The sequence below is a fragment of the Streptomyces sp. NPDC057963 genome (assembly GCF_042887155.1).
Lineage (GTDB): Bacteria > Actinomycetota > Actinomycetes > Streptomycetales > Streptomycetaceae > Streptomyces.
On record NZ_JBHVPX010000024.1, the window covers coordinates 58,502 to 85,182 of the forward strand.

A 26,681-nucleotide genomic window follows, 5' to 3' on the forward strand; every position below is an offset into this window, starting at 1 on the left:
GAGGCGTCCCGCCGGGCAGCGGTCAGACGGAGCAGCGGGCGGGCCCGATGACCCCGTCGGTGCCGGTCACCGTCACCGTGGCGCTCCGCTCCGCGGTGCGCGCCTGGGCGATCGTGCAGATCAACTGCTGCCGGGCGGTCTCGGAGAGTTCCGCGATGGGGGTGCTCAGCCGGACCGTCACCCTGTCCGGCCCCAGGGAGAGACTCGATACCGCCCGGATGTCCGGCAGTTCGGTACGCAGGCCGGCCTCGGCCTCGGCCTCGGTGGGCCCGGCGAAGAGCATGGCGACGGCCTTGTCGGAACTGCGCCAGACAGGCACTGCTCCCCCGGTGCCGACACCGCCCTGCGTCGTCAGGTCGATGTCCCGTACGACGGGCATCAGCCGGCCCGGGGACGACGAGGACACGAAGTAGAGCAGTGTGCCCTGCTGGCCGCCCGGGGCCACGTCCACGGTCGCCGGGGCGCCGACCTCGACGACATCCGTCGCCCGTATCCCGCAGCCGGTCGCCGGCAGCCCGAGGCACAGCAGAGCACCGAGGACCCGCACCCTTCTCACTGCTCCTCCATCGGTAGTTCCACCGTCAGGACCGCGCCGCCCTGCCGCCCGTCGGCGGCGTGCACGGTGCCGCCGTGCAGCCGTACGTTCTCCAGGGTGATCGCCAGCCCGAGGCCGCTGCCCGCCGACCGGGTCCGGGCCGCGTCGGCCTTGTAGAACCGGTCGAAGATGTGCGGCAGTACGACGGGGTCGATGCCGGGCCCGCTGTCCGCGACCTCGACCACCAGCCGGCGGCCCGCACCCTGCCGCTCGGCCCGCAGCCGTACGGTGACGGGCCGCTCACCGTGGCGCAGGGCATTGCCGACGAGGTTGGCGACGACGACGTCGAAGCGGCGCGGGTCGAGCATCGCCCGTACGCCGTCCGGGAGTTCGGCGTGCACCTGGTCCTCCCAGTGCCGGCTCTGCAGGGTCTTGCGGATCGTCTCGGCGACATCGACCTCGTCGAGGTGGAGGTCCGCGGCCTTCGCGTCGAAGCGGGAGATCTCCATCAGATCCTCCACGAGGGTGGCGAGCTTCCCGGTCTCGGCGCTGATCAGCCGGACGGCCGCCGCGGTATCGGGGTTCAGCTGGGCGGCGTCCTCGTCGAGCACCTCGGTGACGGCGAGCATTCCGGCAAGCGGGGTACGCAGTTCGTGCGAGACGTCCGAGGCGAACCTCCTGGCCCGTACCTCCGCGCGCCGGAGCTCCTCAACGGATTCCTGGAGCTTTGTCGACGACTCGTTGAACGTCCGGGCCAGTTCGGCGAGTTCGTCGGATCCCCTGACTTCGATACGGGTGTCGAGCTCGCCGCGGCCGATGCCCGCGGCGGCCCGTCGCAGATCGCGCACCGGACGCAGCACACTGCGGGCGGCGAGCAGCGCGGGCACCACCGCGATCAGGAGGGCGGGGAGGGCGCCGTCGCGGGCCGCCGTGACCATGGCGTCGACATTGGCCTCCTCGGTGGTGAGCGGCATCACGGCGTAGAGGACGAGCCCGGTGGGCTGGCGTCCGTCGCCCCGGTCGAAGACTGCCGGCATACCGACGGTCAGCCAGGGATGGCCGTCCCTGACCACCCGTTGGAACGAGCCGTGCGCATTGCTGCGGGCGGCCTTGCGCAGCTCGGGCGTGATCACCTCGGACGTGGGCCGGTTCGAGGACGAGACCCGGATCTTCCCGTATTCGGCGAAGATGATCCAGGGGTGCGGCTTGCCCTCCCGGGCAAGGATCTGGCAGGCCCGCTCAAGCTGGCCCGGATGGACGGGCAGGGTCACGGCCTGCGCGGCGATCCGGTCGCGGAACTGGTCGACGGCCGTGTCCTGGGCCTGCTGGAGGATGGCCGAGCGGGCCTCGCGGTAGGTCAGGGTCGCGGTGGTGACGGCGCTGATCGCCGCGACCAGCAGGAAGGCTCCTATGAGACGGGTCCGCAGTCCGAACCGGGCGGCGAACAGCTTCATGCAAGCGGTCCGAAGCGGTAGCCGAAGCCGCGGACGGTCTGGATGTAGCGCGGGCGGCCCGCCACGTCCTCGATCTTCTGCCGCAGCCTCCGCACACAGGCGTCGACCAGGCGCGCGTCTCCGTGGTAGCTGTGCTCCCAGACGTATTCGAGGAGCTGCTGCCTGCTGAAGACCTGCTCGGGCGAGGCCGAGAGATGGAGCAGCAGCTTCAGTTCGGAGGGCGCGAGCAGGACGCGCTGCCCCGCCTTGGCGACGCAGAGCCCGGCGCGGTCGACGGCCAGTTCGCCGTGGACCTCGGTGCCGCCGCGCCCCGCGGGCGCGGCGAGCCTGCGCAGGACGGCACGGATCCTGGCCTCGATCACTTCGGTACGGGCGGGCTTGACGATGTAGTCGTCGGCACCGGCCTCCAGTCCGACGACCACGTCGAAGTCGTCGCCGCGCGCGGTGAGCATGATGATCGGCAGCTGGCTGGTCTCCCGTATCCGGCGGCAGACCTGGACCCCGTTCACTCCGGGGAGCATCAGATCGAGGAGCACCAGATCGGGCCGGAACTCTCCCAGCGCCGCCAGCCCGTCCTCGCCGGTCCCGACGGCCCGCAGCTCGTGGCCGCGCCGTCGCAGCCCCAGCTCGACCCCTTCCCGCACGGAGGGGTCGTCTTCGATCAGCAAAACGCGAGGCATGGCAGCAGTATCCCAGCGATCAAGGAGTGGATTCGAACCGGTGACCGGGCCGGGCACCCGGCGGGTTCACGCCCGCCGCAGCCGCCGCCGGCCCGCCGCGATCACGGCGCTGATCTCCCGCAGGCGGAACGGCCGGGCCAGCAGCGCCATCGTGAGCAGGAGTACGACGGTCCCCGACCCGACCGCGGCGAAGTCCCCGTACCCGGCCCCGGCGCGGGCGGCCAGGTACCCCAGCAGCCCGGCGGGCACGCTCGCCACCACCAGGCGGACCTGCGCCCACAGCCCGGACGACCGCAGCAGTGAGGGCCGGGCGGCGGCCGCGCCGCAGACCCTGCGGTGCAGTACGTACGCCGTGGCAGCGAAGCCCACGAACAGCGCCACGGAGTATGCCCCGGCCATTCCGGTCACGGCCCAGCGGACCGGCAGCAGCAGATACGCGGCGACGCAGAGCCCGGCGTTGAGTGCGGCGATCACCAGGTTGAGGAGGAACGGGGTGCGGGTGTCGCTCATCGCGTAGAAGGCGCGGGAGAGCACGTACTGTCCGGAGTAGGCGATCAGCCCCGGCGCGAACGCCATCATCATCCCGGCCATCACCGTGATGTCCGCCCCGCCCGTACGCCCGTATCCGTACACCGCCCCGATCACCCACGGTGCCAGCGCGAACAGCACGGCCACCGCGGGCACCACGGCCGCGGCCGTGGTGCGCAGGGCGTACGAGACATCACGCCGCACGCCCGTCAGATCGCCGTCCGCGGCCGCCCGGCTCATCCGGGGCATCAGCGCGGTGACGAGCGAGACGGTCACGATGCCGTGCGGCACCACCCACAGTTGGTAGGCGTAGCTGTACGCGGTGTAGCCCACGCCGCCCGCCACATGCTGTTCGACGGCGTGCTGACCGGTGGCGGTGGAGAGCCGGGTGACCACCCAGTAGGCGATCTGATTGGTCAGCACGAGCAGGACGAGCCAGCCGGCCGCGCGCAGCGGCCGGGTGAGGCCGCTGCCCCGCCAGTCGAACCGGGGGCGCCAACGGAACCTCGCCGCGCGCAGCGCGGGCACCAGGGCAAGCGTCTGCACGGCGATCCCCGCGGTGGTCCCCCAGCCGAGCCACTGGGCCTGCGCCGCGGTCAACGTACCGTCGGAGCCCGCCGCGACGGCCAGGTAGATCCCGAACACCGCGATGATCACCACGTTGTTGAGGACCGGGGTCCACATCATCGCGCCGAACCGGTCGCGGGCGTTGAGCACTTGGCCGAGCAATGTGAACAGTCCGTAGAAGAGGATCTGCGGCAGGCAGTAGCGGGCCAGGGCGATGGTGAGTTCGGCCTGTGCGCCGTGGTAGTCGGGAGCGTAGACCGAGACGATCCACGGTGCGCCGACGACGGTGACCGCGGTGAGGACGAGGAGTCCGATCGCGCAGAGGGTGAGCAGCCGGTCGGTGTACGCGGCTCCGCCGTCGGCGTGGTCCTTGGCCGCCCGCACGAGCTCCGGGACGAAGACGGCGTTGAGCGCGCCGCCGATGAGCAGCGTGTAGAGGATGTTGGGCACGGTGTTGGCGACGGTGTACCCGTCCGCCTGGAGCCCGGTGCCGAGCGCGGCGACGACGACGGCCGAGCGCACGAAGCCGGTCGCCCGGGAGACGATGGAGCCCGACGCCATGACCGCGCCGCTGCGCAGCACCGAACCGGAGGTGCGCTTCGGGGTCTTCGCAGGGGTCGTCCCGGTCGCCGTCATCGGCGGGCCAGGTATGCCTGGAACGCCCGGTACAGGGTGTTGTTGGCGGCTCCGCCCACCGATGTCTCCCACTCTCCGAGGGTCTCGACGACCTGACCGCCGGTGCCGAGCTTCCAACGCAGCAGCCCGAAGGGCCGGTCGTCGGGGTCAAGGGTGGAGGGTACCCCGCGCATGTCGTGCACATCGGCACCGAGCCCGTGGGCATCGAGCATCATCTTCCACTGCAGCGCGTTGCTGGGCCTGACCTCTCTACGGTGGTCGGCGGAGGCGCCGGTCTGGTACCAGACCCGCCGACCGGTGCTGATCATCGTGTGGGCGGCCAGGATCTCGCCCTGGTGGACGGCGAGGTAGAGCTTCATCCGGCCGGGGTGTTCGGCGTTGAGTACGGCGTACTGCTGCTGGTAGTACGCGAGGGAGCGGCCGAGCCGGAAGCCGTCGCGCTCCTCGGTGATCCGCAGCAGGCGGTGGAATTCCGGGAGTTCGGCCGCGCCGCCGACGACGATCCGCACCCCGGCCTTCCGGGCCTTGCGGACGTTGCGGCGCCACTCCTGGTTGAGCCCCGCCCACAGTTCGTCGGGGGTCCGGCCGGCGAGCGGCACCCGGAAGACATGGCGCGGCTGCGCGTCGGCGTCGTCTCCCCCGTCGCCGCAGCGGCGCCAGCCGCGGGCCCGGAGCCGTTCGGCGACGGCCGTGCCGAGCGGGTCCACCTCGGTGGCGAGTACGTCGCCGACCTTGCGGCCCGGTCCGGTGGCCGCCTTGAGCCGGGCGGTGTCCCAGCGGCGGTACGCCGGTGAGGGACCGATCCGTACGGCGAAGGCACCGGCCCTGCGCAGATGTGCCATGAGCGGCCGCAGCCACCGGTCGACATCGGGGTCGGCCCAGTCGGCCACCGGGCCTTCCGGCAGGTAGGCGAAGTATTTGCGGGTTCCCGGGAATTGCCGGTAGAGCACCAGCGCGGCTCCGGTCAATTCGCCGAAGGCGTCGTGCCAGCCGACCATTTCGGAGGCCCATTGGTCCTTCACCGAGGCCCAGGACGGATACTGCAGAAAGCTCGCGTCCGTGCGGGTGGACACGAAGGCCCGGTGCTCGACGGCGGTCAGGCCGCGTATCCGCAGCTCGTGGTCATGGCTGCGGTCTCCGGTCGCGGGCAGCGCTGACATGTTCGTGGCCCTCCCTGGTCGGCCCCGCTGTCGGCTCCGCGGGGCTGCACAGGATGCTCACAGCGGTCCGTGACGGAGCCGAGCGGCGGATGTGACCGGACGATGACCGTTGTGCTGCGGTCCATGTCACACAGAGAATTTCCCGGATTTCGGTCGTTTTGCGGAACCTATCGTCGGGTGGATGCCTCTCCACCCGTGAGAAGCAAGGTCTTGGAGGTTGTTCCGTTGTTCTCTGCACGCCGGCGCATACGTCGTACCGCCCCGCTCGTCCGCCCGGTCCGGCTCACCCTGATCGCCGGTACCGCGGCGATCGGCGCCACGCTCACCGCCTGCTCCGGCGCGTCGGCGTCGGACTCGGGCAAGGGGGCGGGGGGCGCACCGGCACACGAAACCAAGATCTCGGTGAACCTCCAGGGCTCCGGGGCCGCTCCCGGGCAGCCGGTGAAGGTGACCCTCGGCGCCGGAAAGCTGAAGGCGGTCACGGTGAGCGCGGCCGAGGGAGACGCGCTCACCGGCCGGATATCCGCCGACGGCAGGACCTGGACGTCGGACCGGCCGGCCGCGCCCGGCACCACGTACCGCGTCGAGGCGAAGGACACCGAGGGCGGCAGCGACAAGGCCGGGTTCACCACCGCCGGGGCCGGCAAGGTCAACAAGCTGACGCTGGCCCCCGGCAAGAACACCACCGTCGGCGTCGCCCAGCCCCTGTCGATCGTCTTCGACAACCCGGTGAAGGACCGGGCGGCGGTCGAGAAGGCCCTGAAGGTCTCCACCTCGAACAACACCGAGGGCTCCTGGGGCTGGCTGCAGGACTACTCCGGCAAGGACCGCGTCGACTGGCGGCCCAAGGAGTACTGGAAGTCCGGTACGAAGGTCACGCTCGACGCCGATCTCAACGGCATCGACTCGGGCCCGTCCGGCGGCTGGTTCGTCCGCGACTACCGGACCACCTTCACGATCGGCGCCGACCAGGTGGTCAAGGTCGACCTCGACCGCCACCGGCTGGCACTGAAGCGGGACGGGAAGACCGTCATGGACGTGCCCATGTCGGCCGGCACCCCGGGCGGCGAGAAGGCGTCCTGGCGCGGCACGGCCGTGCTGATGGCCAAGGAGGGCACGATCAACATGCGCTCCGAGACGGTCGGCCTGGGCGATGCCTACGACAAAATGGTCGACTCGTCGATGCGGCTGACCTGGTCGGGGATGTACGCCCACGCGGCACCGTGGAACGCCGCCTACTTCGGGGTGGCCAACCACAGCTCGGGCTGTGTCGGAATGAGTGATGCCAACGCCACTTCGCTGTACCAGCAGGTGCGGGTCGGCGACCCGTTCGAGATCACCGGCGCCGACGCCAAGGGCACGGTCGCGGAGGGCAACGGATACGGGGCGTGGAATGTGGCGTGGCCCGACTGGCAGGCGAAGAGCGCGCTGAAGTGAGCCGCACGGCCGCACCGCGCCGGGGACACCGAGTCGCTTCGCCCCGAAACGCGTGAGGAGCGACCGCTGCCGCGACCGTGCCCCGCTCCGCACCCCACCGTCTCCCGCGGAACGGGCGTCGCCCTGTTCGCCGGGGCCGCCCTCGCTGCGGCCCCGGCGGCCGATGCCGCAGCCGGGGCGACGTCCGCATCCCCCGACTCCTCCTCGCCGCAGGACCTGACGTGCGGATCAAGGCTGCGGTCGCCCCGGGGAACCCGGTCCTGTGGCCGGCGAGGCCGTCGGAAACGGGTCCCCCGCAACGTCGTTCGTCTCGATCAGCGGACGGTGGCGCCGAAGGCGACACCGCCGGCGGGAAGGCCGCCCTCGCCCGGTCTGAAGGTCTGACTGGGGGTACCGCCGTTGGCGGTGTTCCAGGAGAAGCCGTAGACCGCGCGTCCCGCCTCCGGGCCGTAGGGCATGCCCACGTACAACAGGGCCGGGTTGCCGCCCAGACTCATGCCGGCGAACTGCCGTGGAGCGGGCTGCGAAGGAATTCCGCCGCCCGGCTCGATCCAGCTGTCGGCGGCTCCGGGAGCTCCGAGCATGGAGAACAGTGCCACGCCGCCCTGGTCCGCCTGCCCCGCCGCCGGCTCCTCGCCCGGAACTCCCACGGCCAACCTCATCGTGGCCGGGGTACTGACCACGTTCGTGGTGGTGTTGACAGCGGCGAGCTGCTGCCCGAAGAAGTCACGGGGCTCCGCCTCTCCCTCGACGTCGGGCACGTCCTGGTCGATCCACTGGGTCTCCGCGACCGTTCCGTCGGCCTTGATCTGGTACACCTGCACCGCCCCGGCGTCCACGATGCTTCCCAGGTCCTCGCCCGGGACGCCCACCGCGAGCATCGAGTCGGTGGTCGTCGCCGCCCCGCTCGGGCGGTACGGTGCCATCGCCAGCGAAGTCCCGTACCGGTCGCCTTCCTGAGCCGCGAGATCGGGCCCCGGCGTACGGCCTTGGCCCATGCCGAACAGCGGGTCCGGAATGCCGTCCGTGTTGATCGACGGCCGGAATGCGACGACAGCACCGGCGAAGGGGACAGCCCCGATGCTCTCCCCCGGAGCGCCGACCACGAAGTGCCTGTCCGTCGCCGCGATCGAGGCGCCGAAGCGGTCGTGAGGCTCCGCGTCCTCCCAGACCCCGGTGGTGTCCTGGCTGACGGACGCCGCCTTGTAGTCCGTTCCGTACACGTAGTGGATGATGCCCATGTCCACTCCGCCGGCACCGTCCTCGCCGGGCACCCCTATGACCAGGAAGGGGTAACCGGACGCCGACTTGCCTGCTGCGACCGCGTAGCCGAGCCAGTCGCCGGTCTCGGGCCCACCGCCCAACGGCTGATCGGCACCTTGGACGAAGCCCCTGCTGGGCTTTTCCTGGCCGACGGTCCCCGTGGAGCCGTAGATGATCTGCACGTAACCGGCGTCCTTGACGGTTCCGACGTCCTCGTAGGGGATCCCGACGGCCAGGTCGCTGCACCCATCGAGATCTGCGTCGTACACGGCCATCGAGAAGCCGAACTGGTCCCCCGGTTCCGCGCTGTCGGCCACGTTGGGAGTGTCCTGGGAGACCTCCACCACGCCTTTGCCGCCGCCCAGCACGATTCTGACGAGGCCGGCCCGCTCCTTGCCGGAGACCGTGGCCTGCGGGTCGGCGATAGCGACATCGCGCACCCCGTCGCCATTGAAGTCCGGGGCCACAGTGCCGGCACAGGGTGCCGCAGCGGCCGCCCGTGACCCGAAGGGCGGGGCCTGTCCGGCCGAGAGCATCACCGCGGCCAGAAGAACGGCCAGCGCCCCACGCACCACGGTGCGCCGCACCCGGCGGCAGCGCGGCGCACCTTTCTCATCAGCAACGTACGACATGTATCCCTGTCTCTATTCCGTTCGAGCGACGGACCCGCACATGGACGGCCCGTTGGCGACCGACAGGTCGTAAGACCCTCGCATCCGCACAAGAGGCAAGAGGGACGATCGATACGGAATTCACGCGGCGGACATTCGGCGCCAACACCCCTTGATCAGGTGTCTCGGCGACTCTTCCCCACCCCGGTCACCCGAGATCCCCACCCATGACAGCCCGAGAAGCAGAAGTCGATCTTGTCCTGGGATATCGGCACCAACAAGGGAGCATGTCGGACATCAACGCATGCCGGTCGTCACAGATCCATCACAATGGGGCACAGGATTCCACCCTTTTCCTCACAGGCCGACATCGGGAGCACGGCCGGACTCGACCGCACCGGCCGGCAGCAAAGGGAGCGGCCCTTCGTCGCGCATCTCCACGACGAAGGGCCGCCGGCCCGGGCAAGCTGGTCGGTAACGCCCCCTGTACCTTCCACGGGCAGACGCCGGGCCGGCCGCTCCGCCGCAGGCCCGGAGCTCTCCTCCGCCACCTGCGGCGTCCCGGCCGGTCACCGGTTCGCCCTGACGGTCGACACGGTCGACCCGCTGTGCGCGGAGCACGACCCGACCGGCTCGCAGCTGACCTTCTCCTCGCTCTCGGCGGGCCCGGCACACGGGCCCGTTCCCTCGCGCAAGAAGTGATCACCGGCTGCTGCCGGACGGGACACTGCTCCTCGGAGACCGCTTCGCAGCGGGTCCCCGCTACTGCACACCCGGCAGCAGCGTTCCTGGTTCGGCCGGTGCGACCTCCACGGCCTTCGTCTTCGGATTGCGCCGCTCCCGCTTGGCCACCCACGTCGCGAACCAGGAGAGCAGCATGCACATCCCGATGTAGATCGGTGAGATCACCATCACCACGGGGATGAAGGGGAGATCGTAGTCGAGATTGGAGGCGATGAGCTTGCCCGCGTGGAGGAATTCCTCGTAGGTGATCAGGTAGCCGAGCGAGGTGTCCTTCAGCGCCACCACCAGCTGGCTGATGATCGTGGGCAGCATGGCGCGCACCGCCTGCGGGGCCAGTACGAAGGTGGTGACCTGGGTCTTGCGCATCCCGAGGGCGTACGCGGCCTCGCGCTGGCCGCGGTCCACCGAGTTGATCCCGGTGCGGAACACCTCGGCGAGCACGGAGCCGTTGTACAGCGTCAGGCCGGTGACCAGTGCGGGCAGGGGCTGCACCTTCAGGGCCACGAAGATGAAGAAGATCATCACCAGTACGGGCATGGCCCGGAAGAACTCGACCAGAAGCGTCGACAGCCGGCGTACGGTCCGGTGTTCGGAGAGCCGGCCGACAGCGAGCACCGCTCCGAGTACGAGGGAGAGCACCGCGGCGTACCCGAACGCCTTGAGGGTGTTGCCCAGTCCGCGCAGCAGCAGCTCCTGGATGCCCTTGTACGCGAAGGGCGTCCATTTGGCGGCGGTGAACTGTCCGGTGTCGACGAGCAGATAAACGATCCAGCCGACCAGGGCGAGGATCAGGGCCGTCGAGACGATCCCGTACAGACGGTGGCGTCTGCGGGCGACCGGTCCCGGGATGTCGTAGAGCGCGGTGGCGGGCGGCACGGTGCGGGTGGTCATCGGGCGACTCCCCAGCGCTTCTCCATCGCGTTGAAGAGCGCACTGATGGACAGGGTGATGATCAGGTAGCCGACGGCGATCCAGACGAAGGTCCAGATGATGCTGTAGCCCAGCTCGTTGAGGGTCTTGTAGGTGCCGAGCAGCTCGGTGACGCTGAAGGCCCCGGCGATCGCCGAGTTCTTGGCGAGGGCGATCAGCGTCGAGCCGATCGGCGGGATCACCGAACGGAACGCCTGCGGCAGCACGATGGCGTGCAGCGTCTGGCCGAACGTCAGGCCGAGGCTGCGAGCCGCCTCGCCCTGCCCCCTCGGCACGGTGTTGATGCCGGAGCGCAGCACCTCGCAGATGAAGGCAGAGGTGTAGCAGCCGAGCGCGAGGACCGCGAAGATCTTGAAGGGAAGCACCAGTCCGAAGCGCGGGAGCCCGAGCAGGACGGCGAAGAAGAGCAGCGTCAGAGGCGTGTTGCGCAGCACCGTCACCCAGACCGCGCCGAGCACCCGGAGCGAGCCGACGGGGGCCACCCGGCAGGAGGCCATGAAGAAGCCGAGGAGCAGGGCCAGGATCGAGGAGTAGACGGTCAGCTCGACCGTGCCGAGGAAGCCCTTGCCGTAGAGCGAGAAGTTCTCTGTGAGTACGTTCATGGTCGATGCCCGCCCTCTCAGGTCGCCGGGTAGCGGTCGATGGGCGGCGGGGTCGGCGCGGGTGCTCCCGAGAGTCCGAGTGTGGCCTCGAACGCCTTCCTCCAGTTGCCGTTCCTCTCGTTGGCCTCCAGGGCGTCGTTGAGGGCGAACCGCAGCGCGTTGTCGCTGCGCGGGACGCCGATGCCGTACGGCTCCTCGGAGAACGGCTTGCCCACCACCTTCAGCTCCTTGGGCGCCTTGGCGGCGAAGCCCAGCAGGATCGCGTTGTCGGTGGTGACGGCGTCGACCTGGTAGGTCAGCAGATTGTCGACGCAGATCGAGTACGTGTCGTAGGCGACCAGGACCGCCTTCGGGTAGTCGGCCGCGATGCGCTGGTACGGGGTCGATCCCGCTGCCGAGCAGACCGTCCTGCCGTCCAGGTCCTGCGGGCCGTTGATGTCGTGTTCGTCGGTGCGGACGAGCAGCGACTGCCCGGCCATGAAGTAGGGCCCCGCGAAGCCGACGAGCTTCTTGCGCAGGGCGTTGATGGTGTAGGTGCCGACGTAGTAGTCGATCTGGCCGTTCTGCAGTGCCGTCTCGCGGTTGGCGGAGGCGATGGTCTTGAAGCGGATGGTCTCCGGGTCGAAGCCGAGCGAGGCCGCCATCATTCTGGCGATCTCGATGTCGAAGCCTGAGTAGACGCCGGTGGCCGGGTCCTTCTCGCCGAGGTAGGGCTGGTCCTCCTTGGCCCCGACCCGGAGGTAGCCGCGCTTCTTCGCCTTGCTCCAGGTCGGCGACCCGGGCAGCCGGAACCCGGTGTCGACCTTGTACACCGGCAACTGCCCGGCCTTCGGCCCCTTCACCGGCGGGCTGCCCTCCTTCCCGCATCCGGCGGCGAGCACGGCCAGCAGGAGACCGGCACAGGCGGCCAGTACTTTTCTCGTACGCAACACGGCGCCTCCCGTCAGTGCTTGAGGATCTTGGACAGGAAGTCCTTGGCACGGTCGCTCTCCGGAGCGGTGAAGAACGCCTCGGGAGTGCGGTCCTCGACGACGCGGCCGTCGGCCATGAAGACCACGCGGTTGGCGGCGGAGCGGGCGAAGCCCATCTCGTGCGTGACGACGACCATGGTCATCCCGTCCCGGGCGAGCTGCTGCATGACCTCCAGCACCTCGTTGATCATCTCCGGGTCGAGTGCCGAGGTGGGCTCGTCGAAGAGCAGCGCCTTGGGGTCCATGGCGAGGGCGCGGGCGATGGCCACCCGTTGCTGCTGGCCGCCGGAGAGCTGCGCGGGGAGCTTGCCGGCGTGCGCGGCGAGTCCGACCCGCTCCAGCAGCTCCCGGGAGCGCCGGTCGGCCTCGTCCTTCTTCCGCTTGCGGACCTTGAGCTGGGCGAGCGAGACATTGTCCAGCACGGTCTTGTGCGCGAACAGGTTGAACGACTGGAAGACCATGCCCACTTCGGCCCGCAGCTGGGCCAGCCCCTTCCCCTCCTCGGGGAGGGGTCTGCCGTCGATCGCGATGCGGCCCGACTCGATCGTCTCAAGCCGGTTGATGGTCCGGCAGAGCGTCGACTTGCCGGAGCCCGAGGGGCCGATGACCACCACCACCTCCCCCCGGCCCACGGTGAGATTGATGTCCCGCAGTACGTGCAACTGCCCGTAGAACTTGTTGACGTCCCGCAGTTCGATCAACGGATCGACGGCCATACCCTGCCCCACCCACTTGTCGCTATGTCGAGGTCAGCGCAAACTATCCAGCGCGAAAAGGGGCTTCGCCTTCGACACGCATAAATGGGGCATAAGGCGTCTTATCTGGTTTTGATGAAAGCTCTACCCCTCGGCCGACTCCGAGTACACCTGCGAAAGCTCGGGGCTGCCCGTCATCGCCCAGCCCAGTCCGGCCTCGACCACATCGATCTCCCGCCCCGAAGCGAGCCGCACCACGGGCTGCCCGCTCGGCCAGATGCTCCACGCCGCGCCGGAGACATTGCGTACCAGTACCGTGCCGAGGTAGAGCCCCGCGTCATTGCCCAGCCAGGGCAGTTCCTCCGGATCGTCGCGCCAGCGCGGCGGCAACTGGTCCAGAGCCGCCAACGAGGCCGGGCTGTCGTCGAGTTCGAGCCCCCGCTGAGCCGCCCGGACGCGCAACAGCTCGCACTCGGCGAGTAGTTCGGCCACCCCCTCGGGATCGACCGCCACGGCGGCGGCGAGCCCCGTTCCGCGCGTACCGCCGTGACGCTTGCGCCAGTTGTCCAGGAACGGGATGTTCATGATCGGATTCCCTGCGGCACCACACTGCTGGATACAGCCACCCCACGGTCGGCCTCGCACCGGAACACCGACCCGTCGGCCCCGACCGGCGTCCATTCACTCACGTTCACCATGACCATCTCCCACTCGACTCCCACCGGACTCCCGTCACGTCGGCGCCACGAAATGCGAACATCAGCTCACCATGACACAAAACCGGCCCCGGTTCGCCACACCTCGGGGTGTGAGCCGCGACCGGACCGGCACGGTGGCCGCCGATGAAATCCCGCCTCCCGTCGGCCACCCGACCGAGTGGGCGCCCGTTCGCACCCGTGCGGTGGGGATCAATCGGCGCCCACCGACCACACCGATACCGCGCGACGGCGCCGGGTCCCCCATCGCCCCGCCGTGCAGTCGCCGTCTTCTTCGTCACTCCGGGCGCGGACGCAACAGGCCCGCGCCTCGGAGCCGGAGGCCGGCGGAGGGTGGTCATCAGTAAGCGGCCGCCCTGCGGGCACCCCGAAGCCGCTCCGGTTGCTTCTGCCGCTCCGGCGGAAAGGGGTGGAGGCGAGGGGATCCGGGCTGGTAGCTTCATGACCATGTCCAGCCCCGAGTCCGACAGAGGCTAGCCACCGGTCCGCCGGTGGCCGAACCGCTGTCGAGTCGACCCCGCACGGCCAAGTTCCGGTGATGGGGCCGTTCCGCCCGGCTGCCGCCGCAGGACCACCCCGGTGTGGGCTGCGCTTTCCCCGTCGGCGCCCGTGACACGCCTGTGCGTGCCCGCGTGCGCGGATTCTCCGGCACCTGCGTCTGCCGCGCGTTGCCGAGTCCCGTCCCTGAACACTGCGGACGTTCTTCCGCGTTGCCGCCCGTCCGGACGGGCGGGCGCGGCCCACCGCCCTCTGCCTGGTCCATCCATCAGCCGTCCATGGGGTTCCTTCATGCCTTTTGCCGTGTACGCGCTCGGGCTCGCCGTCTTCGCCCAGGGCACATCCGAATTCATGCTGTCCGGTCTGGTCTCGGACATCGCCGCCGACCTCCACGTATCCATTCCGGCCGCCGGGCTGCTGACCTCGGCCTTCGCGATCGGAATGGTCGTCGGGGCGCCGTTGATGGCGCTCTTCAGCCGCAACTGGCCGCGCCGCCGCGCCCTGCTGTTCTTCCTGTGTGTCTTCAGCGCCGTCCATGTCGTCGGCGCGCTCACCCCCGGCTACGGGGTGCTCCTCGCGACACGCGTCGTCGGGGCGCTGGCCAACGCCGGGTTCTGGGCCGTGGCCCTGGTGACCGCGGTCTCCATGGTCGGGCCGGAGGCCCGAGCACGCGCCACGTCCGTGGTGGTCGGGGGCGTCACCATCGCCTGTGTGGCCGGGGTGCCCGCCGGTGCGGCGCTGGGCGGGCAATGGGGGTGGCGGTCGGCCTTCTGGGCCGTGGCGCTCGTCTCCGTACCGGCCGTCGTCGTGATCGCCAGGACGATTCCGGGGACGCGGCCCGAGGCCGTCCCCGCGCGCGCCCGCGTCGAGCTGCGGGCCCTGACCCGCCCGCGGCTGCTGCTGACGCTGCTGACGAGCGCCCTCGTGCAAGGGGCGACGTTCTGTGCGTTCTCCTACTTCGAACCGCTCGCCACCCGGGTCACCGGACTCGGTGCCGGCTGGGTGCCCGTGCTGCTCGCGCTGTTCGGCCTGGGCTCGTTCGTCGGGGTCACGGTCGCCGGCCGGGTCGTCGACGCGCGCCCCCTCCCCCTCACCGCGGCCGGTCTGGTCGCGCTCGCCGTCGGCTGGGCCGCGTTGGCATCGACCGCGGGAAGCCCGCTCGCGACGGTCGCACTCGTCCTCGTCCAGGGAATGCTCGCGTTCGGTACGGGGACGGCGCTGATCTCGTGGGTGTTCCGGCTGGCGCCGGACGCACCGACCCTGTCCGGCTCCTTCGCCACGTCCGCGTTCAACGTGGGCGGCGCGCTCGGCCCCTGGTTCGGCGGGCTCGCGATCGGTGCGGGACTCGGTTTCCGCTCGCCGCTGTGGGTGAGCGCGCTGCTGATGGTCCTGGCATTGGGCAGCGCCTGGGCGTCGCTGGGAACGCTCCGCGCGGCCGACCGGAGCGGCGACCGGACTCCCGCGGTCCGACAGGGGGTGGATGAGGCCCCGCCCGGCGCTGAACGGGCGGGGCTGTCCTCGTCACAGCAAGCAGCCAGCAAGCGGGATAAGGACATCAACCACCGTATCGGCGACCACTGACAACGACGGGCTCGGCGGCCGGGATGCGCGGCGCCCGGCCGCCTCCGGCGCGCCGGGTTCTGCCCGCAGCACGCCAAGCCGTGGTCGTAACTGCGGCTGCGGCTGCGGCTGCGGCTGCGGCTGCGGCTGCGGCTGCGGCTCAGGGTTGTCAGATGTCGAGGTCCACGACCACCGGGGCGTGGTCGGACGCGCCCTTGCCCTTGCGTTCCTCCCGGTCCACGTAGCTGTCCTTGACCGCCGCGACGAAGGGGGCGTTGCCGTAGACGAGGTCGATCCGCATGCCCTTGTTCTTCGGGAAGCGCAGCTCCCGGTAGTCCCAGAAGGTGTACGGGCGGTCGTACTTGAGCGGGCGGGGCATGACGTCGGACAGCCCTTCGCGGCGCAGTGCGGCGAGGGCGGCGCGCTCGGCGGGAGTGACGTGGGTGGCGCCCACGAACAGCGCCGGGTCCCAGACGTCCTCATCGGTCGGGGCCACGTTGAAGTCGCCGAGGACCGCGAACGGCTGCGGGCCCGCGGCGTCCGCGGCAACAGCCTTCTGCAGGGCCTCGAACCAGCGCAGCTTGTACGCGTAGTGCGCGTGCTCGATCTCGCGGCCGTTGGGTACGTAGACCGACCAGACCCGGACCGGGCCGCAGGTCGCGGAGATCGCCCGGGGCTCCTGCACCCCGTCGTACTCGGGGCCTTCGGGCAGTCCCTGGACTACGTCGGACAGGCCGACCCGGGAGACCAGCGCGACCCCGTTCCACCGGCCCGTGGCGTTGACCGCGGACTCGTAGCCGAGCTCGCGGAGCGCGTCCGCCGGGAACTGCTCCGCGGTGCACTTGGTCTCCTGGATGCACAGCACATCCGTGCCGGTGCTCTCCAGCCAGGCCAGCAGCCTCGGGAGCCGGGCGGTGATCGAATTGACGTTCCAGGTTGCGATGCGCATGTACGTAAACCTAGCGGCTCCCACTGACAGTCGCCGGACCGGCGGAGGTCACAGGCCGGTCGATTCCCCCGGGGTCAGCCGGCCGTGGTCGGTGCCGCCGAGGCTGCCGATCTGGTTGTCGTAGATCGGGCGGGCGAGGTCGGTGAGCAGGGCGTCGTGGATGTCGATGGCGCGGCGCGGCTTGACCTCGCGTACGTAGTCGATGACCTCGGAGATCTTGTTCCAGGGGGCCATCACCGGGAGCATCAGGGTGTCGACCGGCCGCTCGGGAACGGTGAGCGCGTCGCCCGGATGGAAGACCGAGCCGTCCACCAGGAAGCCGATGTTGGTGATCCGGGGGATGTCCGGGTGGATCACCGCGTGCAGCTCGCCGTGGACCGTTACGTCGAAGCCGGCGGCGGAGAAGGTGTCGCCGTGGCCGACGGTGTGGACGCGGCCGGGGAAAGCCGCGGACAGCCGGTCGGCGACGCTGCGCAGGGTCCAGATCTCGGCGGCCGGGTTGGCTTCCATCCCGGCGCGCAGCCGCGCCTCGTCGAAGTGGTCGGGGTGCTCGTGCGTCACCAGCAGCGCGTCGGCGCCGACGGTGGCGTCCTGCTCCGAGAAGCCGCCCGGGTCGATGACGAGCGTCCGCCCGTCCTTCTCCAGACGGATGCAGGAGTGCGTCTTCTTGGTCAGTGTCAGGTGCACGGGGTTCGCGGCGTTCATGGGTCCCATCCTGCTACGGGCGGGGCGTTGTTTCTTCCTGAATCACGGTCTGGGCGATCGAGAACGCGGCGCTCGCGGCCGGCACGCCGCAGTACACGGCTGTCTGCATCAGCACCTCCTTGATCTCGGCCGGGGTGAGACCGTTGCGCAGCGCGGCCGTGACGTGCGCGGCCAGGCTCTCCAGGCGGCCGGAGGCGACCAGCGCGGTGAGCGTGACGCAGCTGCGGGTACGGCGGTCCAGGCCCTCCCGGGTCCACACCTCGCCCCAGGCGTAACGCGTGACGAGTTCCTGGAAGTCACCGGTGAAGTCGTCGGAGGCGGCCAGGGCCCCGTCCACGTGGGCGTCGCCCAGCACCTCGCGGCGCACCTTCATGCCGGGCTCGTACGGGTCGGCGCGTCCGGTGGTGGTGGCCTCCGGCGGTGCGGCGGCGGTGATCTCCGCGACCGGCAGCACGGGGCTGGAGAGCTGCGGAGTGGAGGGCGGGACGGGGATGGCCGCGAGGGTGTCCTGCCAGGCCGCGGAGAAGTGGGTGAGCAGCAGGTCGGTGACGGCTCCGGGCTGCTCGACCGGGGCGAGGTGGGAGGCGCCGGGGACGAGGGCGAGCCGGGCGTCGGGTATGCCCGCGACCAGGGTGCGGGCGTCGCCGGGCCCGGTGACCCGGTCCTCGGCGCCGACCAGGACGAGCGTCGGAACGGTGATGCGGCCGAGTTCGCTGCGGATGTCGAAGGCGGCGAGGGCTTCGCAGGCGGCGATGTAGCAGCCGGGGTCGGTGGTGCGGACCATCTGGACGGCCCACTCGACGATGGCCGGCTGGGCGGCGGCGAAACCGGGGGTGAACCAGCGCTCCGGCGCGGTGCGGGCCATCGGCTCCAGGCCGTTGGTGCGGACGACCACACCGCGCTGGCGGAATTCGTCGGCGCTGCCGAACCGGGGCGAGGCGGCGACCAGGGCGAGCGAGGCGACCCGGTGCGGGTGGCGCAGCGCGAGGTCGGCGCCGATCGCGCCGCCGAGGGAGCAGCCCGCGTACCCGAAGCGCTGGACGCCGAGCCCTTCGAGGGTGGCCAGCAGCCGGTCGGCGAGTTCGGTGACGGCGGAGGCCGGGTGGGCGGGGGCGCCGCCGTGACCGGGGAGGTCGAAGCGGAGGACCCGCCAGTGCTGGATGAGCTCCGGTATCTGCCGGTCCCACATGTGCCATGACGTACCGAGGGAGGGCCCCAGGATCAGGATCGGTGCGTCTTCCGGCCCGTCAAAGCGGTATTGCAGGGTTTCAGTCGTCGTCTCACTCACCCGCTCACGCTCCCATATCTCACGAGATCGCACATCGCCGGGGGAACCCAGCGGCTCCGGCCTTCTCCTGGCGACAGGCCCGGGCACTGCCGGGAGCCCGCGGCAGTGGGGCCTCCCGGCTCTCGGTTCGGTTCACACCCCCGAACAGCCGAGAGGCCCCGCTGTCATGCGCCGGCCCTCGCGCGCCCACCCGATCAGGAATCCTGTCCGACCAGGCCGGCCCCCTTGATCGATAGCGGATGGTGTCCAAGGATCAAGCTCGGTCAATCCTCGGCCATGGCCCGCTGGAGACTCCTGGGCCGCATGTCGGTCCAGTTCTCCTCCACGTACTCAAGGCACTTCTGGCGGGTGTCCTCGCCGAAGACGACGCGCCAGCCGTCGGGCACGGGGGCGAACACGGGCCACAGCGAGTGCTGGTCCTCGTCATTGACCAGGACGTGGAAGCTGCCGTTGTCGTCGTCGAACGGGTTGATACTCATATGCGGATCTCCATCTGCCCCACGGGTGCCGTCGTGCCCCGGCCCCGTACCCCGTGATCCTCGCCGAGACCGGCCTTCTCTCCGGCACCGAGCGGACGTCGCCACTGTGGGGCTCGCAGCCGCCCGGGACGCACAGTGCGCAGATCTGTAGAGCCGGCCGCCAGCCGCGCTCGTCGAGCTGGACATCGAGCACGTCGTCCACGATGTGCCGTACGCCGCGGTCGGCGGAACAGCCGGTGAGGAAATTCGCGAGCAGGGCCGCCTGCGACGAAGCAGTCCTTGTCGAAGCGGTCGGTGGGCCCGTTCTGCAGCCACCAGTCCGGCCGGTGCGCGCGGCGTACGAGGGCGACGACGTGCCCTGAGCTCCGCGCCCCGGACAGGCAGCTGGGCCCCGTCGCTTGGCCTGCCGGCCGGGCAGCGGGGCCCAACTGCGTACGTACAAACGCGGGTTGAAGCACCGCGCCTGGCTGATCAGCCGACGCGCTGCAGGGCCTTCTCCCTGCGGGCGGCGACGCTCGACCCGGACTCGCGGCGCGCCATGCGGCGCAGCACCGCCGGGGCGAGCAGCAGGCCGACCAGGGCCCAGCCGCCGAGCACCCCCACGGTCTCCAGGTGCCGCCAGGAGTCGCCGATCTCGACACTGACCGCGGCGTCCGACAGCAGCGCGGAGCGCATACCGAGGCCGAGCCAGTAGACCGGGAACACCTGGGCGAGGCCCTGGACCCAGTCGGGCAGGGAGGTGATCGGGTAGAAGATGCCGGAGATACCGATCATGGCGAGGATCGGCAGTATCAGCAGGCCCTGGCTGCGGGCGCTGGTGAAGACCGAGCCGAGCACCGCGCCGATCGGCAGGGTCGCCATCAGTCCGAGGACCAGCACCCAGGCGAGGGTCAGCCAGGCGCTCCCGCTGCCGATGGAGAGCCCGTCGATGATGATCAGGCCGGGGATCAGGAAGATCGCGAGGTCGATGAGCAGACAGCCGGAGACCGAGAGGATCTTGCCGACAAGATAGCCCACCATGCCGTTGGGGGTTGCCTTCGCCCGCAGCAGGGTGCCGTCCTCGCGGTCGGCGGTGAGCTGCTGGCTCATGGTGACCATGGCCATCGAGGCGTTCATGCCGAGGATACTGGGGAGCACGAGGGTGCCGAGCATGAATCCGCTGCTGCCGAAGTCGACGTCGCGCATGAAGAACATGACGACCAGCATCAGCACGGGCCAGAAGAAGTGGTTGAAGATGTCTCCGGTGTTGGTGACGGACTGCCGGATCTCGATCATGCCGCGGGTCCAGCCCGCGCGCAGGGCCGTGGTGGTCGGGTTCATCGGGCCGCTCCTTCGTTCGCGGCCGCCGCCTCGCCCGCCGTCGTGCTCGCCGGGCCCGCCGCCGTGTCCGGCGCCCCGTCGGATTCCTGTTCCTGTTCCTGTCCCTGTTCCTTGTTCTCGCCCGACTCGGCCTTCCTCACCATGGTGAGGTAGGTGTCCTCCAGCGAGGCCCTGCGGACCTCCAGGTCGGCGATCTCCTCGCCGTACTTCTTGAACAGATCGAAGACGAACTTCGTGGAGTCGGCGGTGGACTGCTCGTTCTGCCGTCCCTGCCGGGTCCAGCGGACCGTGTCCTCGCCCGCGATGCTCTGGGCGAGTTCCTTCGCGGTGCCGTCGCCGATGATCCGCCCGCCGTCGAGGATCATGATGCGGTCCGCGAGCTTCTCGGCCTCCTGCAGGTCGTGCGTGGTCAGCAGGATCGTCGTCTCCTGCTCGTGGGCGAGTCGGCCCACGAGCTCGTGGAACTCGCGGCGCGCCACCGGGTCCAGGCCCGCGGTGGGTTCGTCGAGGAAGAGGAGCTCGGGGCGGCCCGCGATGCCGACGGCCACGTCCAGCCTGCGGCGCTGGCCGCCGGAGAGCATCCTGACCTTTTTGTGTGCGTGCTCGGTGAGACCAACGGACGCGACGAGTTCGTCGGGGTCCCAGGGCCGTTTGATCGTGTCCGTGGAGTAGGCGGCGTAATAGCTGCCGAGGTGGGCGAGCAGTTCGCGTACGTACCAGCGGCCGTGGTCGCGCCATGACTGGAGTACGACTCCGACCCGCGCCCGCCACCGCTCGTCGCCGTGCTCGGGGTCGGTGCCTAACACCTCGACCCGGCCGGCCGACCGCGCCCGGAAGCCTTCCATGACCTCGATCGTGGTGCTCTTCCCGGCGCCGTTCGGGCCGAGCAGACACATCACTTCACCCTGCCGCACCTGGAAGTTCACGTCGTGCAGGACGTCGGTGGAGCCGTAGCGCATGCGCAGGCCCTCGACATCGAGCACGACCTCCTCGCTCGTGTGCATGGTTGTTCCTCTCCTTGTCAAAGATCTACGTCTGAGAACCGCGCGGGGCGCGTGCCCCGGGGGAACGTCAGTCCTAAAACAAGCGGCGGCCCGGATACCGGACGGGGGATACAGCCGGCTCCGGGCCACCGCGCTGACGCCGACCGGACGGTGCGCGACCGTCCCGCCGACAGGTCTGTGGTCACTCGGACCGGCGGATCCCCACATCTCCGTCGAAGGTGCGGACCCGGACCCCGACGATGTCCACCAGGTCGCCCGGCCCCTCCGCCGATTCCAGCGAGTTGTGCACATAGCCGGAGACAGTGCTCACGTCGTACTTCACCGCGGTGCCCTCGCGGATGCCGACCTCGACATCGCCCGACGCGGCGGTCAGCAGGACGAGGCCGCGTCTGACCTCGCCGACCCTGATGCTGCCGTAGGCCGTCTTGGCCTCGACGCCGCCGTAGGCGCGGGCGATGTCGATGTCGCCGTTGACCCCGGTCACCCTCAGGGTGCCGGTGACTTCCCCGACAGAGTTGGCACCGTGGTCGTTCTTGATCACCGCGGTGCCCTCGATCTCGCCAATGTGCACCGCGCCGGACTTCTTGGTTATCTTGCCGTGGCCCGTCATATGGGCCACGGACACGTCGCCGGAGACGGCGGTGAGGTGCAGCGGCCCCGTCCGGTCGAGCGTGATGTCACTCTGTACGGTCTCGAAGTGGACCGCGCCGAGGCGGCCCAGGGAGCGCACGGCCGCCCAAGCGGAGCCGCCCCGCACGCTCGATCCCTCGGGCAGTTCCACCGTCACCGCGACCGAACCACCGTCCTCGCGGGAGGCTTCGGAGCGTCGCAGTAGCCGGGTGGCCGTCCTGACCAGCAACCTGCCGCGTGAGAAGTCGACTCGTACCTGTTCAGCGGCCTCGACGTCGGACACCCTGGAACTGTCGGTGGGGCGTACCTCCACGACGGTGTCCATACGGTCACTCGCTATGAGCCTGATGCCCCCGACGGCGATCTCGATCAACGCGGTGATCGGTTCTGGGGTGTCGAAACTGGCCACTGCCGGTCCTTCCCTCATGGGCCCGTTTGCGTATTCATGGCTCGCTACCGCGACCAGCCGCTGAAGTGCCTGGTTCCCGGGGGTCCGCGCCGTTCGGCGCGCCGGTTTCCGGCACGGAGCGCGACGGTGACGGTCCGCACCAGCCAGGCGTTGACCAAGAGCCGCTCCCGGCTCGCCGCCTCCTCGACCTGGGCCTTGAGACCTTCGGAGGGACGGAAGTTGATCCGGGCGGGGTCGCCGCCGGTCTCCACCGGCGGGCTCTCGTCGCCATACCCGGCACCGCCGTCGTCGAGCGACGGTTCGAGGGGCTGCGGAGCCACCACGAAGCTGAGGCCGCGGCCGTGCAGGTGTACCTCGACCGACCCCAGAACGAGGTCGCTGGTGATCTCTTCCGCCGCATCCGACAGCGCCTTGAGCAGCGTGAGCCGGACTGACGAGTCGAACGCCGAGGTGAGTTCCTCCCCGAGTGCGAGGGCATCCTCGCCACGTGCCTGCGCCGCGGCCAGGAAGTCGCGGCGCAGGCTGTCGACATAGGGCGTCAAGTCCATGGCGCCACAGTGACACACCTATGGCACCCAGGCAATCGCCACAGTGGCGCCCCTTTGCTGCCGCATACCGCCGCCACTCAATCGCGATATCCCATTAACGAACCAAATGTCAGTAAATTTGGGGCCCTTGAGGTGGCGCCATTCTTGCACTACGGCGAATACCGATGGCGCCTTAAGGTGCCACTCTGTCCGATCGACAGGACAGAGCGGCACCACAGGGGAACCTGGCGCCACACCGGCACCGTTACAAGAAGGAGAGGGCCCATCAAGGAGAGGCGACCACGCCATGAAGTGGCCAAATCCAGCCATAGGGGTAGATAGCCGATTGGAGACCTCGCCTCCGGGAGGCCGGCCCTCAAGGAAGCGGTGACCTCCGGGGAGGCCGTAGGGGCTCCGTAGCGCCAGGCGCTCAGGGCCGCAGCGCGGCCAGCTCGTCGACGATGTCCGACGCGCCCTCGGCCCCCTCGATGCCATCCGCCTCATCCAGCGCCTGCCCGGCCGCTCCGTCGAGGGTTTCGAGAACCCATTTCTCGAAGTCGATACCGGACTCTTCGGCGGCTTCGCGCCACCACTGGAGGCGGTTCGCGGGGACCGCGAGCCGCTGCACCTCCGACGCTTTCTTACCACACCCCGAGACGTCTTCATGCGCGTCGCGAATCGCGCTTCTCAGCTGCTTCGTATTCCATCGCATCTGCTCCGAGCGGTCCAGGAATAATTCCTGCTCCGGAACCGAGAGGGAGGCCACTTCGGCATGATGCTGAAAACTGAGGCACGGTCGCCTGCGACTTAATTCAAAGCGGCGGGAAACCCAGGCGTAGTTACGCAGCGTCTGGTAGCTGAGACCAGCTTCACGCACTCCCCGTTTATAGCGGTCGGAGAAATTGTCCCGGCCGTGCACCAACCAGTCGCCGAGCCACCACACCGATGAGTTGACGACACTAGCAAGCTGCTGACCTGCGCGCTCCCAGTCCTCGAAGGTGAGATCCACGGGTATCTCAAGACCCACCCTGGTGGTGAGCACCTGGCCGTGCGCGGGGCGTTCACCACCTTTCCTCTGGCGCCTCAGTATCGAAGCGGTCGATCGGTGCGCCCATACAACCTTTGCGTCCTGAACGTCAGTGGTGGAATCCATCCAAATCACCCCGTAGCGATAGTCCCGGCCCCGTACAGGAGAAAAGAAATCCTGGTCAAGGAAATTAATTACGTGACCAACTGAGGCGCGCGCTCTCTCATGCTTAATTCAAGGTCGAGCAATACTATTGCATACACTACAGATACACGCAATCGTTTGATTTCACAACGGCTTATTCCCGAATCCTGAGGCAGGAACACCTGAGCGATTGGGTCCGCTTATTTTCCCGACATGAAACCCGGCGTACATGTCGGAGAATTGCACGGGAAATCACGGGGCAATCCCCAATAGAAGGGAAAATTCGCCGCCGCGGTCACATCTCCGGGCCGCTGCGCGTCAGAGCAGTGGCGGCGCGGATCCGGTCTTCGGCCCGGGCCCGCAGCCGGTGACGGAGCTCCCGTTCGGCGATCGGTCTGCGCCGGGTCCGATCGTTCTCCCCGCCACCTCACCGCCCGCCTGCGGCGCGCTCGGAGGCCGTTGCGTGAAAGTTCGACGGAGAACAAGTTCGCCATTCCGCCATGATCGGTGAGGATCCGCTCGTGGGGTGCGATGTGTGCGGACGAGCGATGTGGCGATGACCGGCGCTGCCGACTTTCCGGCAGGAGGAGATCTGGTCCTGTCTCTGGTGCCACGCCGCCACCCATGTGGGTGGCGAGTGGTTCGAGGTCTCGCGGCCGCCGTACTCGCCCGTGGAGATGCGCCGGGAAAGAGCTGTCGCGGACGGCCTTCCCGCCGACGTCTCCCACGCCTTCGGCATCTTCGGGGGCCAACAGCGGGGGTTCCGAGTCAGGAACCAGCCAAATACCAAGCACAGCAGGTGAGTCTGGCTCACCCCGCCCATCTTTCCCTGACGTATCGTCCTTGTATGGACCTTCTGAACCCGGACGATCCGCGTGCGATAGGGCCCTATCGGCTTCTCGGGGTGCTCGGAGAAGGGGGCATGGGCCGGGTGTACCTCGCGCGGTCCGAGGGGGACGGACCGTCGCCGTGAAGGTGGCCGCGTCGAGGCCGACCGCCCAGCGCTCTCACCGCGCCGGCTGGCCCGCTACCTCCTCACCCACCCCGACCACCTCAAAGACCACCAACGAGAACGGATCGAGGCTGCCACCGCAGCCTGCCCGCAGATGAGTGCCCTCACCGGTCTCATCCACACGTTCGCCACACTGCTGGAGCCCGCGGAGGAGTACAGCATCCTGCCGAGCATGTGGATCACCTCGGTACAGGCCGAGGACCTGCCTCACCTGCACGCCTTCACCCGGGGCCTCAAGAGAGACCGCGACGCAGTGAACGCCGACCTCACCTGCCCTCATCACAACGGTGGCACCGAAGAAGTCAACGACAAGACAAAACTGATCAAACGCCAGATGTATGGCCGGGCAAGCTTCCCCCTCCTCCGCCATCGCATCCTCTTGGGAAGCTTCACCCCTCCGCCACCACCACAAGTGAGACAGATCCGTTCGTTTGACAGACCCCACTCAGGCCGGCTCTGGCTTGCATACCTGTTCGTCGAGCCGACCAACCTCGACGGTCGCCGACGTGGAGCATTTCAGTGGACGTTAAGTCCGATCTTCCTCGATTCGTGATCGCTCGATCGTGTGACTGGTTGCAGTACGGGGCTGGCGTTGGGCATGGACATGCCGGGATTCGGGGCATGGGCAGAGAGCCGTATCCGAGCGACTTATCGGACGAGCAGTGGGCCTTGCTGGAGCCAATGATCACGGGCTGGAAGCAGGACCGAGTGACACGGTCGGCGACCGGTGACCGGGGATCCTGTGACCTGCGGGAGGTCGTGAACGCGATCTTCTACCAGAACCGGACAGGCTGTCAGTGGCGCTACCTTCCCCATGACCTGCCGTCCTGGTCGGCGGCGTTCTACTACTTCAGCCTGTGGCGCGAGGACGGCCTGGACCAGCGGATCCAGGAACTCCTGTGCTGCCAGGTGCGGGAGAAGGCCCGCCGATTAGAGGACCCGTCCCTCGTGATCACCGACACCCAGTCCGTGCGTGCGGCTGCCGGTGTCCCGAAGACCACGACGGGACTGGACGTCAACAAGAAGGTGTCGGGCGTCAAGCGCGGGCTGGCCGTGGGCCCGACTCACGGAGCTGGACATCACCCGGAAAGTCATCGCGGAAGCCGCCCCGGCAGCAACCGAACCCGACCCGCCTCAGACCGAGACGAGCACTGCCTACCAGGCCATCGTGAACGCCTTCAACCAGCACGCCGGCCAGGTGTTCCGGGCCCGTGAACTTCACGAACTCCTCAACCTGCCCACTGACGAGGCATCCGTCAACATCACCCGAAGCCGCCTCGCACGCCTCCTCCGCCAAAGCTTCCTCACCCAACCCGGACGAGGCCGCTACCAGAAACGGACTTAGACCGTGTCCTGTGTGGTGATCACTCGTTGAGCTGTTCATGGGGCGGGATGCGTGGAGTTGGATTGTTCCGGACGGGCTGTGGGAGATCGCGAAGCCGTTGATCCCGCCGTCGAAGGTGCGTCCGCAGGGCGGCGGGACGCAGGACACGCCTGATGAGACCCTGTTTGCGGCCATCGTCTACGTGCTGGTGAGCGGGTGTGCCTGGCGGGCGTTGCCGCCGTGCTTCGGGATCTCGAAGTCGACTGCCCACCGGCG

General features: G+C 69.2%; 23 protein-coding genes and 2 pseudogenes. 5 read left to right on the forward strand and 20 right to left on the reverse strand.

Translation table 11 applies throughout. The features are described 5' to 3' along the window. Positions 1 to 22: 22 nt before the first annotated feature. The 5 genes from ACFVT1_RS34550 to ACFVT1_RS34570 form a co-directional block, all read right to left on the reverse strand. On the reverse strand, positions 23 to 556 hold the full coding sequence (locus ACFVT1_RS34550) for a hypothetical protein (RefSeq protein WP_389802923.1): 534 nt from the start codon (positions 554 to 556) through the stop codon (positions 23 to 25). Beyond that, positions 553 to 1,989: an ATP-binding protein gene (locus ACFVT1_RS34555; RefSeq protein WP_389802925.1), complete on the reverse strand. Its 1,437-nt coding sequence runs from the start codon at positions 1,987 to 1,989 to the stop codon at positions 553 to 555. The genes ACFVT1_RS34550 and ACFVT1_RS34555 overlap by 4 nt, the downstream gene beginning before the upstream one ends. Then, entirely contained in the window at positions 1,986 to 2,669 is a 684-nt protein-coding gene (locus ACFVT1_RS34560) for a response regulator (RefSeq protein WP_389802928.1), read from the reverse strand. Before ACFVT1_RS34560 ends, ACFVT1_RS34555 begins: the two co-directional genes overlap by 4 nt. Before the next feature lie 66 nt (positions 2,670 to 2,735). Next, positions 2,736 to 4,400: a murein biosynthesis integral membrane protein MurJ gene (gene murJ, locus ACFVT1_RS34565; RefSeq protein ID WP_389802930.1), complete on the reverse strand. Its 1,665-nt coding sequence runs from the start codon at positions 4,398 to 4,400 to the stop codon at positions 2,736 to 2,738. Continuing rightward, positions 4,397 to 5,560 carry a lipid II:glycine glycyltransferase FemX gene (locus ACFVT1_RS34570; RefSeq protein WP_389802933.1) on the reverse strand — a complete coding sequence of 388 codons (1,164 nt, stop codon included), beginning with the start codon at positions 5,558 to 5,560 and terminating at the stop codon, positions 4,397 to 4,399. The genes murJ and ACFVT1_RS34570 overlap by 4 nt, the downstream gene beginning before the upstream one ends. 225 nt (positions 5,561 to 5,785) lie before the next feature. Here ACFVT1_RS34570 and ACFVT1_RS34575 point away from each other — a divergent pair, with 225 nt between their 5' ends. Further along, entirely contained in the window at positions 5,786 to 6,997 is a 1,212-nt protein-coding gene (locus ACFVT1_RS34575; protein ID WP_389802936.1) for an Ig-like domain-containing protein, read from the forward strand. Between the two features lie 314 nt (positions 6,998 to 7,311). Here ACFVT1_RS34575 and ACFVT1_RS34580 read toward each other — a convergent pair whose 3' ends face one another. The 6 genes from ACFVT1_RS34580 to ACFVT1_RS34605 all read right to left on the reverse strand — a co-directional run bounded on the left by ACFVT1_RS34580 (position 7,312) and on the right by ACFVT1_RS34605 (position 13,398). Then, positions 7,312 to 8,892 carry a VCBS repeat-containing protein gene (locus ACFVT1_RS34580; protein ID WP_389802939.1) on the reverse strand — a complete coding sequence of 527 codons (1,581 nt, stop codon included), beginning with the start codon at positions 8,890 to 8,892 and terminating at the stop codon, positions 7,312 to 7,314. A gap of 741 nt (positions 8,893 to 9,633) precedes the next feature. Beyond that, positions 9,634 to 10,506 (reverse strand): amino acid ABC transporter permease, encoded by an 873-nt coding sequence (locus ACFVT1_RS34585; RefSeq protein WP_389802941.1) that lies wholly within the window; start codon positions 10,504 to 10,506, stop codon positions 9,634 to 9,636. Beyond that, positions 10,503 to 11,147 carry an amino acid ABC transporter permease gene (locus ACFVT1_RS34590; protein WP_389802944.1) on the reverse strand — a complete coding sequence of 215 codons (645 nt, stop codon included), beginning with the start codon at positions 11,145 to 11,147 and terminating at the stop codon, positions 10,503 to 10,505. Before ACFVT1_RS34590 ends, ACFVT1_RS34585 begins: the two co-directional genes overlap by 4 nt. A gap of 17 nt (positions 11,148 to 11,164) precedes the next feature. Then, the gene (locus ACFVT1_RS34595) at positions 11,165 to 12,076 is read right to left on the reverse strand and encodes a glutamate ABC transporter substrate-binding protein (RefSeq protein WP_389802986.1); all 912 of its coding nucleotides are present in this window, start codon (positions 12,074 to 12,076) and stop codon (positions 11,165 to 11,167) included. 14 nt (positions 12,077 to 12,090) lie between these two features. Further along, positions 12,091 to 12,834, reverse strand: coding sequence for an amino acid ABC transporter ATP-binding protein (locus ACFVT1_RS34600; protein WP_389802988.1), 744 nt, complete (start codon positions 12,832 to 12,834; stop codon positions 12,091 to 12,093). A gap of 123 nt (positions 12,835 to 12,957) precedes the next feature. Continuing rightward, positions 12,958 to 13,398, reverse strand: coding sequence for a DUF6278 family protein (locus ACFVT1_RS34605; protein WP_389802947.1), 441 nt, complete (start codon positions 13,396 to 13,398; stop codon positions 12,958 to 12,960). 920 nt (positions 13,399 to 14,318) lie between these two features. Here ACFVT1_RS34605 and ACFVT1_RS34610 point away from each other — a divergent pair. Next, positions 14,319 to 15,608, forward strand: a complete 1,290-nt coding sequence (locus ACFVT1_RS34610) for a Cmx/CmrA family chloramphenicol efflux MFS transporter (protein WP_389802950.1) — start codon at positions 14,319 to 14,321, stop codon at positions 15,606 to 15,608. Between the two features lie 148 nt (positions 15,609 to 15,756). On the opposite strand, the gene ACFVT1_RS34615 is transcribed toward ACFVT1_RS34610, so the two are convergent. The 9 genes from ACFVT1_RS34615 to ACFVT1_RS34655 all read right to left on the reverse strand — a co-directional run bounded on the left by ACFVT1_RS34615 (position 15,757) and on the right by ACFVT1_RS34655 (position 24,051). Beyond that, a complete protein-coding gene (locus tag ACFVT1_RS34615; RefSeq protein WP_389802953.1) occupies positions 15,757 to 16,536 on the reverse strand; it encodes an exodeoxyribonuclease III in 780 nt (259 codons plus the stop codon). A 48-nt stretch (positions 16,537 to 16,584) separates the two neighbouring features. Continuing rightward, positions 16,585 to 17,241 (reverse strand): MBL fold metallo-hydrolase, encoded by a 657-nt coding sequence (locus ACFVT1_RS34620; RefSeq protein ID WP_389802956.1) that lies wholly within the window; start codon positions 17,239 to 17,241, stop codon positions 16,585 to 16,587. 13 nt (positions 17,242 to 17,254) lie between these two features. After that, on the reverse strand, positions 17,255 to 18,529 hold the full coding sequence (gene pcaC / locus ACFVT1_RS34625; RefSeq protein WP_389802958.1) for a 4-carboxymuconolactone decarboxylase: 1,275 nt from the start codon (positions 18,527 to 18,529) through the stop codon (positions 17,255 to 17,257). Between the two features lie 263 nt (positions 18,530 to 18,792). Further along, positions 18,793 to 19,008, reverse strand: coding sequence for an MbtH family protein (locus ACFVT1_RS34630; RefSeq protein WP_389802961.1), 216 nt, complete (start codon positions 19,006 to 19,008; stop codon positions 18,793 to 18,795). Between the two features lie 471 nt (positions 19,009 to 19,479). After that, positions 19,480 to 20,328 carry an ABC transporter permease gene (locus tag ACFVT1_RS34635; RefSeq protein ID WP_389802964.1) on the reverse strand — a complete coding sequence of 283 codons (849 nt, stop codon included), beginning with the start codon at positions 20,326 to 20,328 and terminating at the stop codon, positions 19,480 to 19,482. After that, entirely contained in the window at positions 20,325 to 21,332 is a 1,008-nt protein-coding gene (locus tag ACFVT1_RS34640) for an ABC transporter ATP-binding protein (protein ID WP_389802966.1), read from the reverse strand. The genes ACFVT1_RS34635 and ACFVT1_RS34640 overlap by 4 nt, the downstream gene beginning before the upstream one ends. A gap of 181 nt (positions 21,333 to 21,513) precedes the next feature. Beyond that, complete coding sequence (locus ACFVT1_RS34645; protein WP_389802969.1) at positions 21,514 to 22,371, reverse strand: DUF4097 domain-containing protein; 858 nt, start codon at positions 22,369 to 22,371, stop codon at positions 21,514 to 21,516. A 44-nt stretch (positions 22,372 to 22,415) separates the two neighbouring features. After that, a complete protein-coding gene (locus tag ACFVT1_RS34650) occupies positions 22,416 to 22,919 on the reverse strand; it encodes a hypothetical protein (RefSeq protein WP_389802970.1) in 504 nt (167 codons plus the stop codon). Between the two features lie 409 nt (positions 22,920 to 23,328). Then, positions 23,329 to 24,051, reverse strand: coding sequence for an LmbU family transcriptional regulator (locus ACFVT1_RS34655; protein WP_389802973.1), 723 nt, complete (start codon positions 24,049 to 24,051; stop codon positions 23,329 to 23,331). Between the two features lie 995 nt (positions 24,052 to 25,046). Here ACFVT1_RS34655 and ACFVT1_RS34660 point away from each other — a divergent pair. The 3 genes and pseudogenes from ACFVT1_RS34660 to ACFVT1_RS34670 all read left to right on the forward strand — a co-directional run. Continuing rightward, positions 25,047 to 25,466, forward strand: a pseudogene (locus ACFVT1_RS34660) (transposase); the annotation flags it as partial. A 236-nt stretch (positions 25,467 to 25,702) separates the two neighbouring features. Next, a pseudogene (locus tag ACFVT1_RS34665) lies at positions 25,703 to 26,137 on the forward strand (transposase); the annotation flags it as partial. Positions 26,138 to 26,463: 326 nt separating this feature from the next. Next, a partial coding sequence (locus tag ACFVT1_RS34670; protein WP_389802975.1) for a transposase occupies positions 26,464 to 26,681 on the forward strand: 218 nt, incomplete at its 3' end.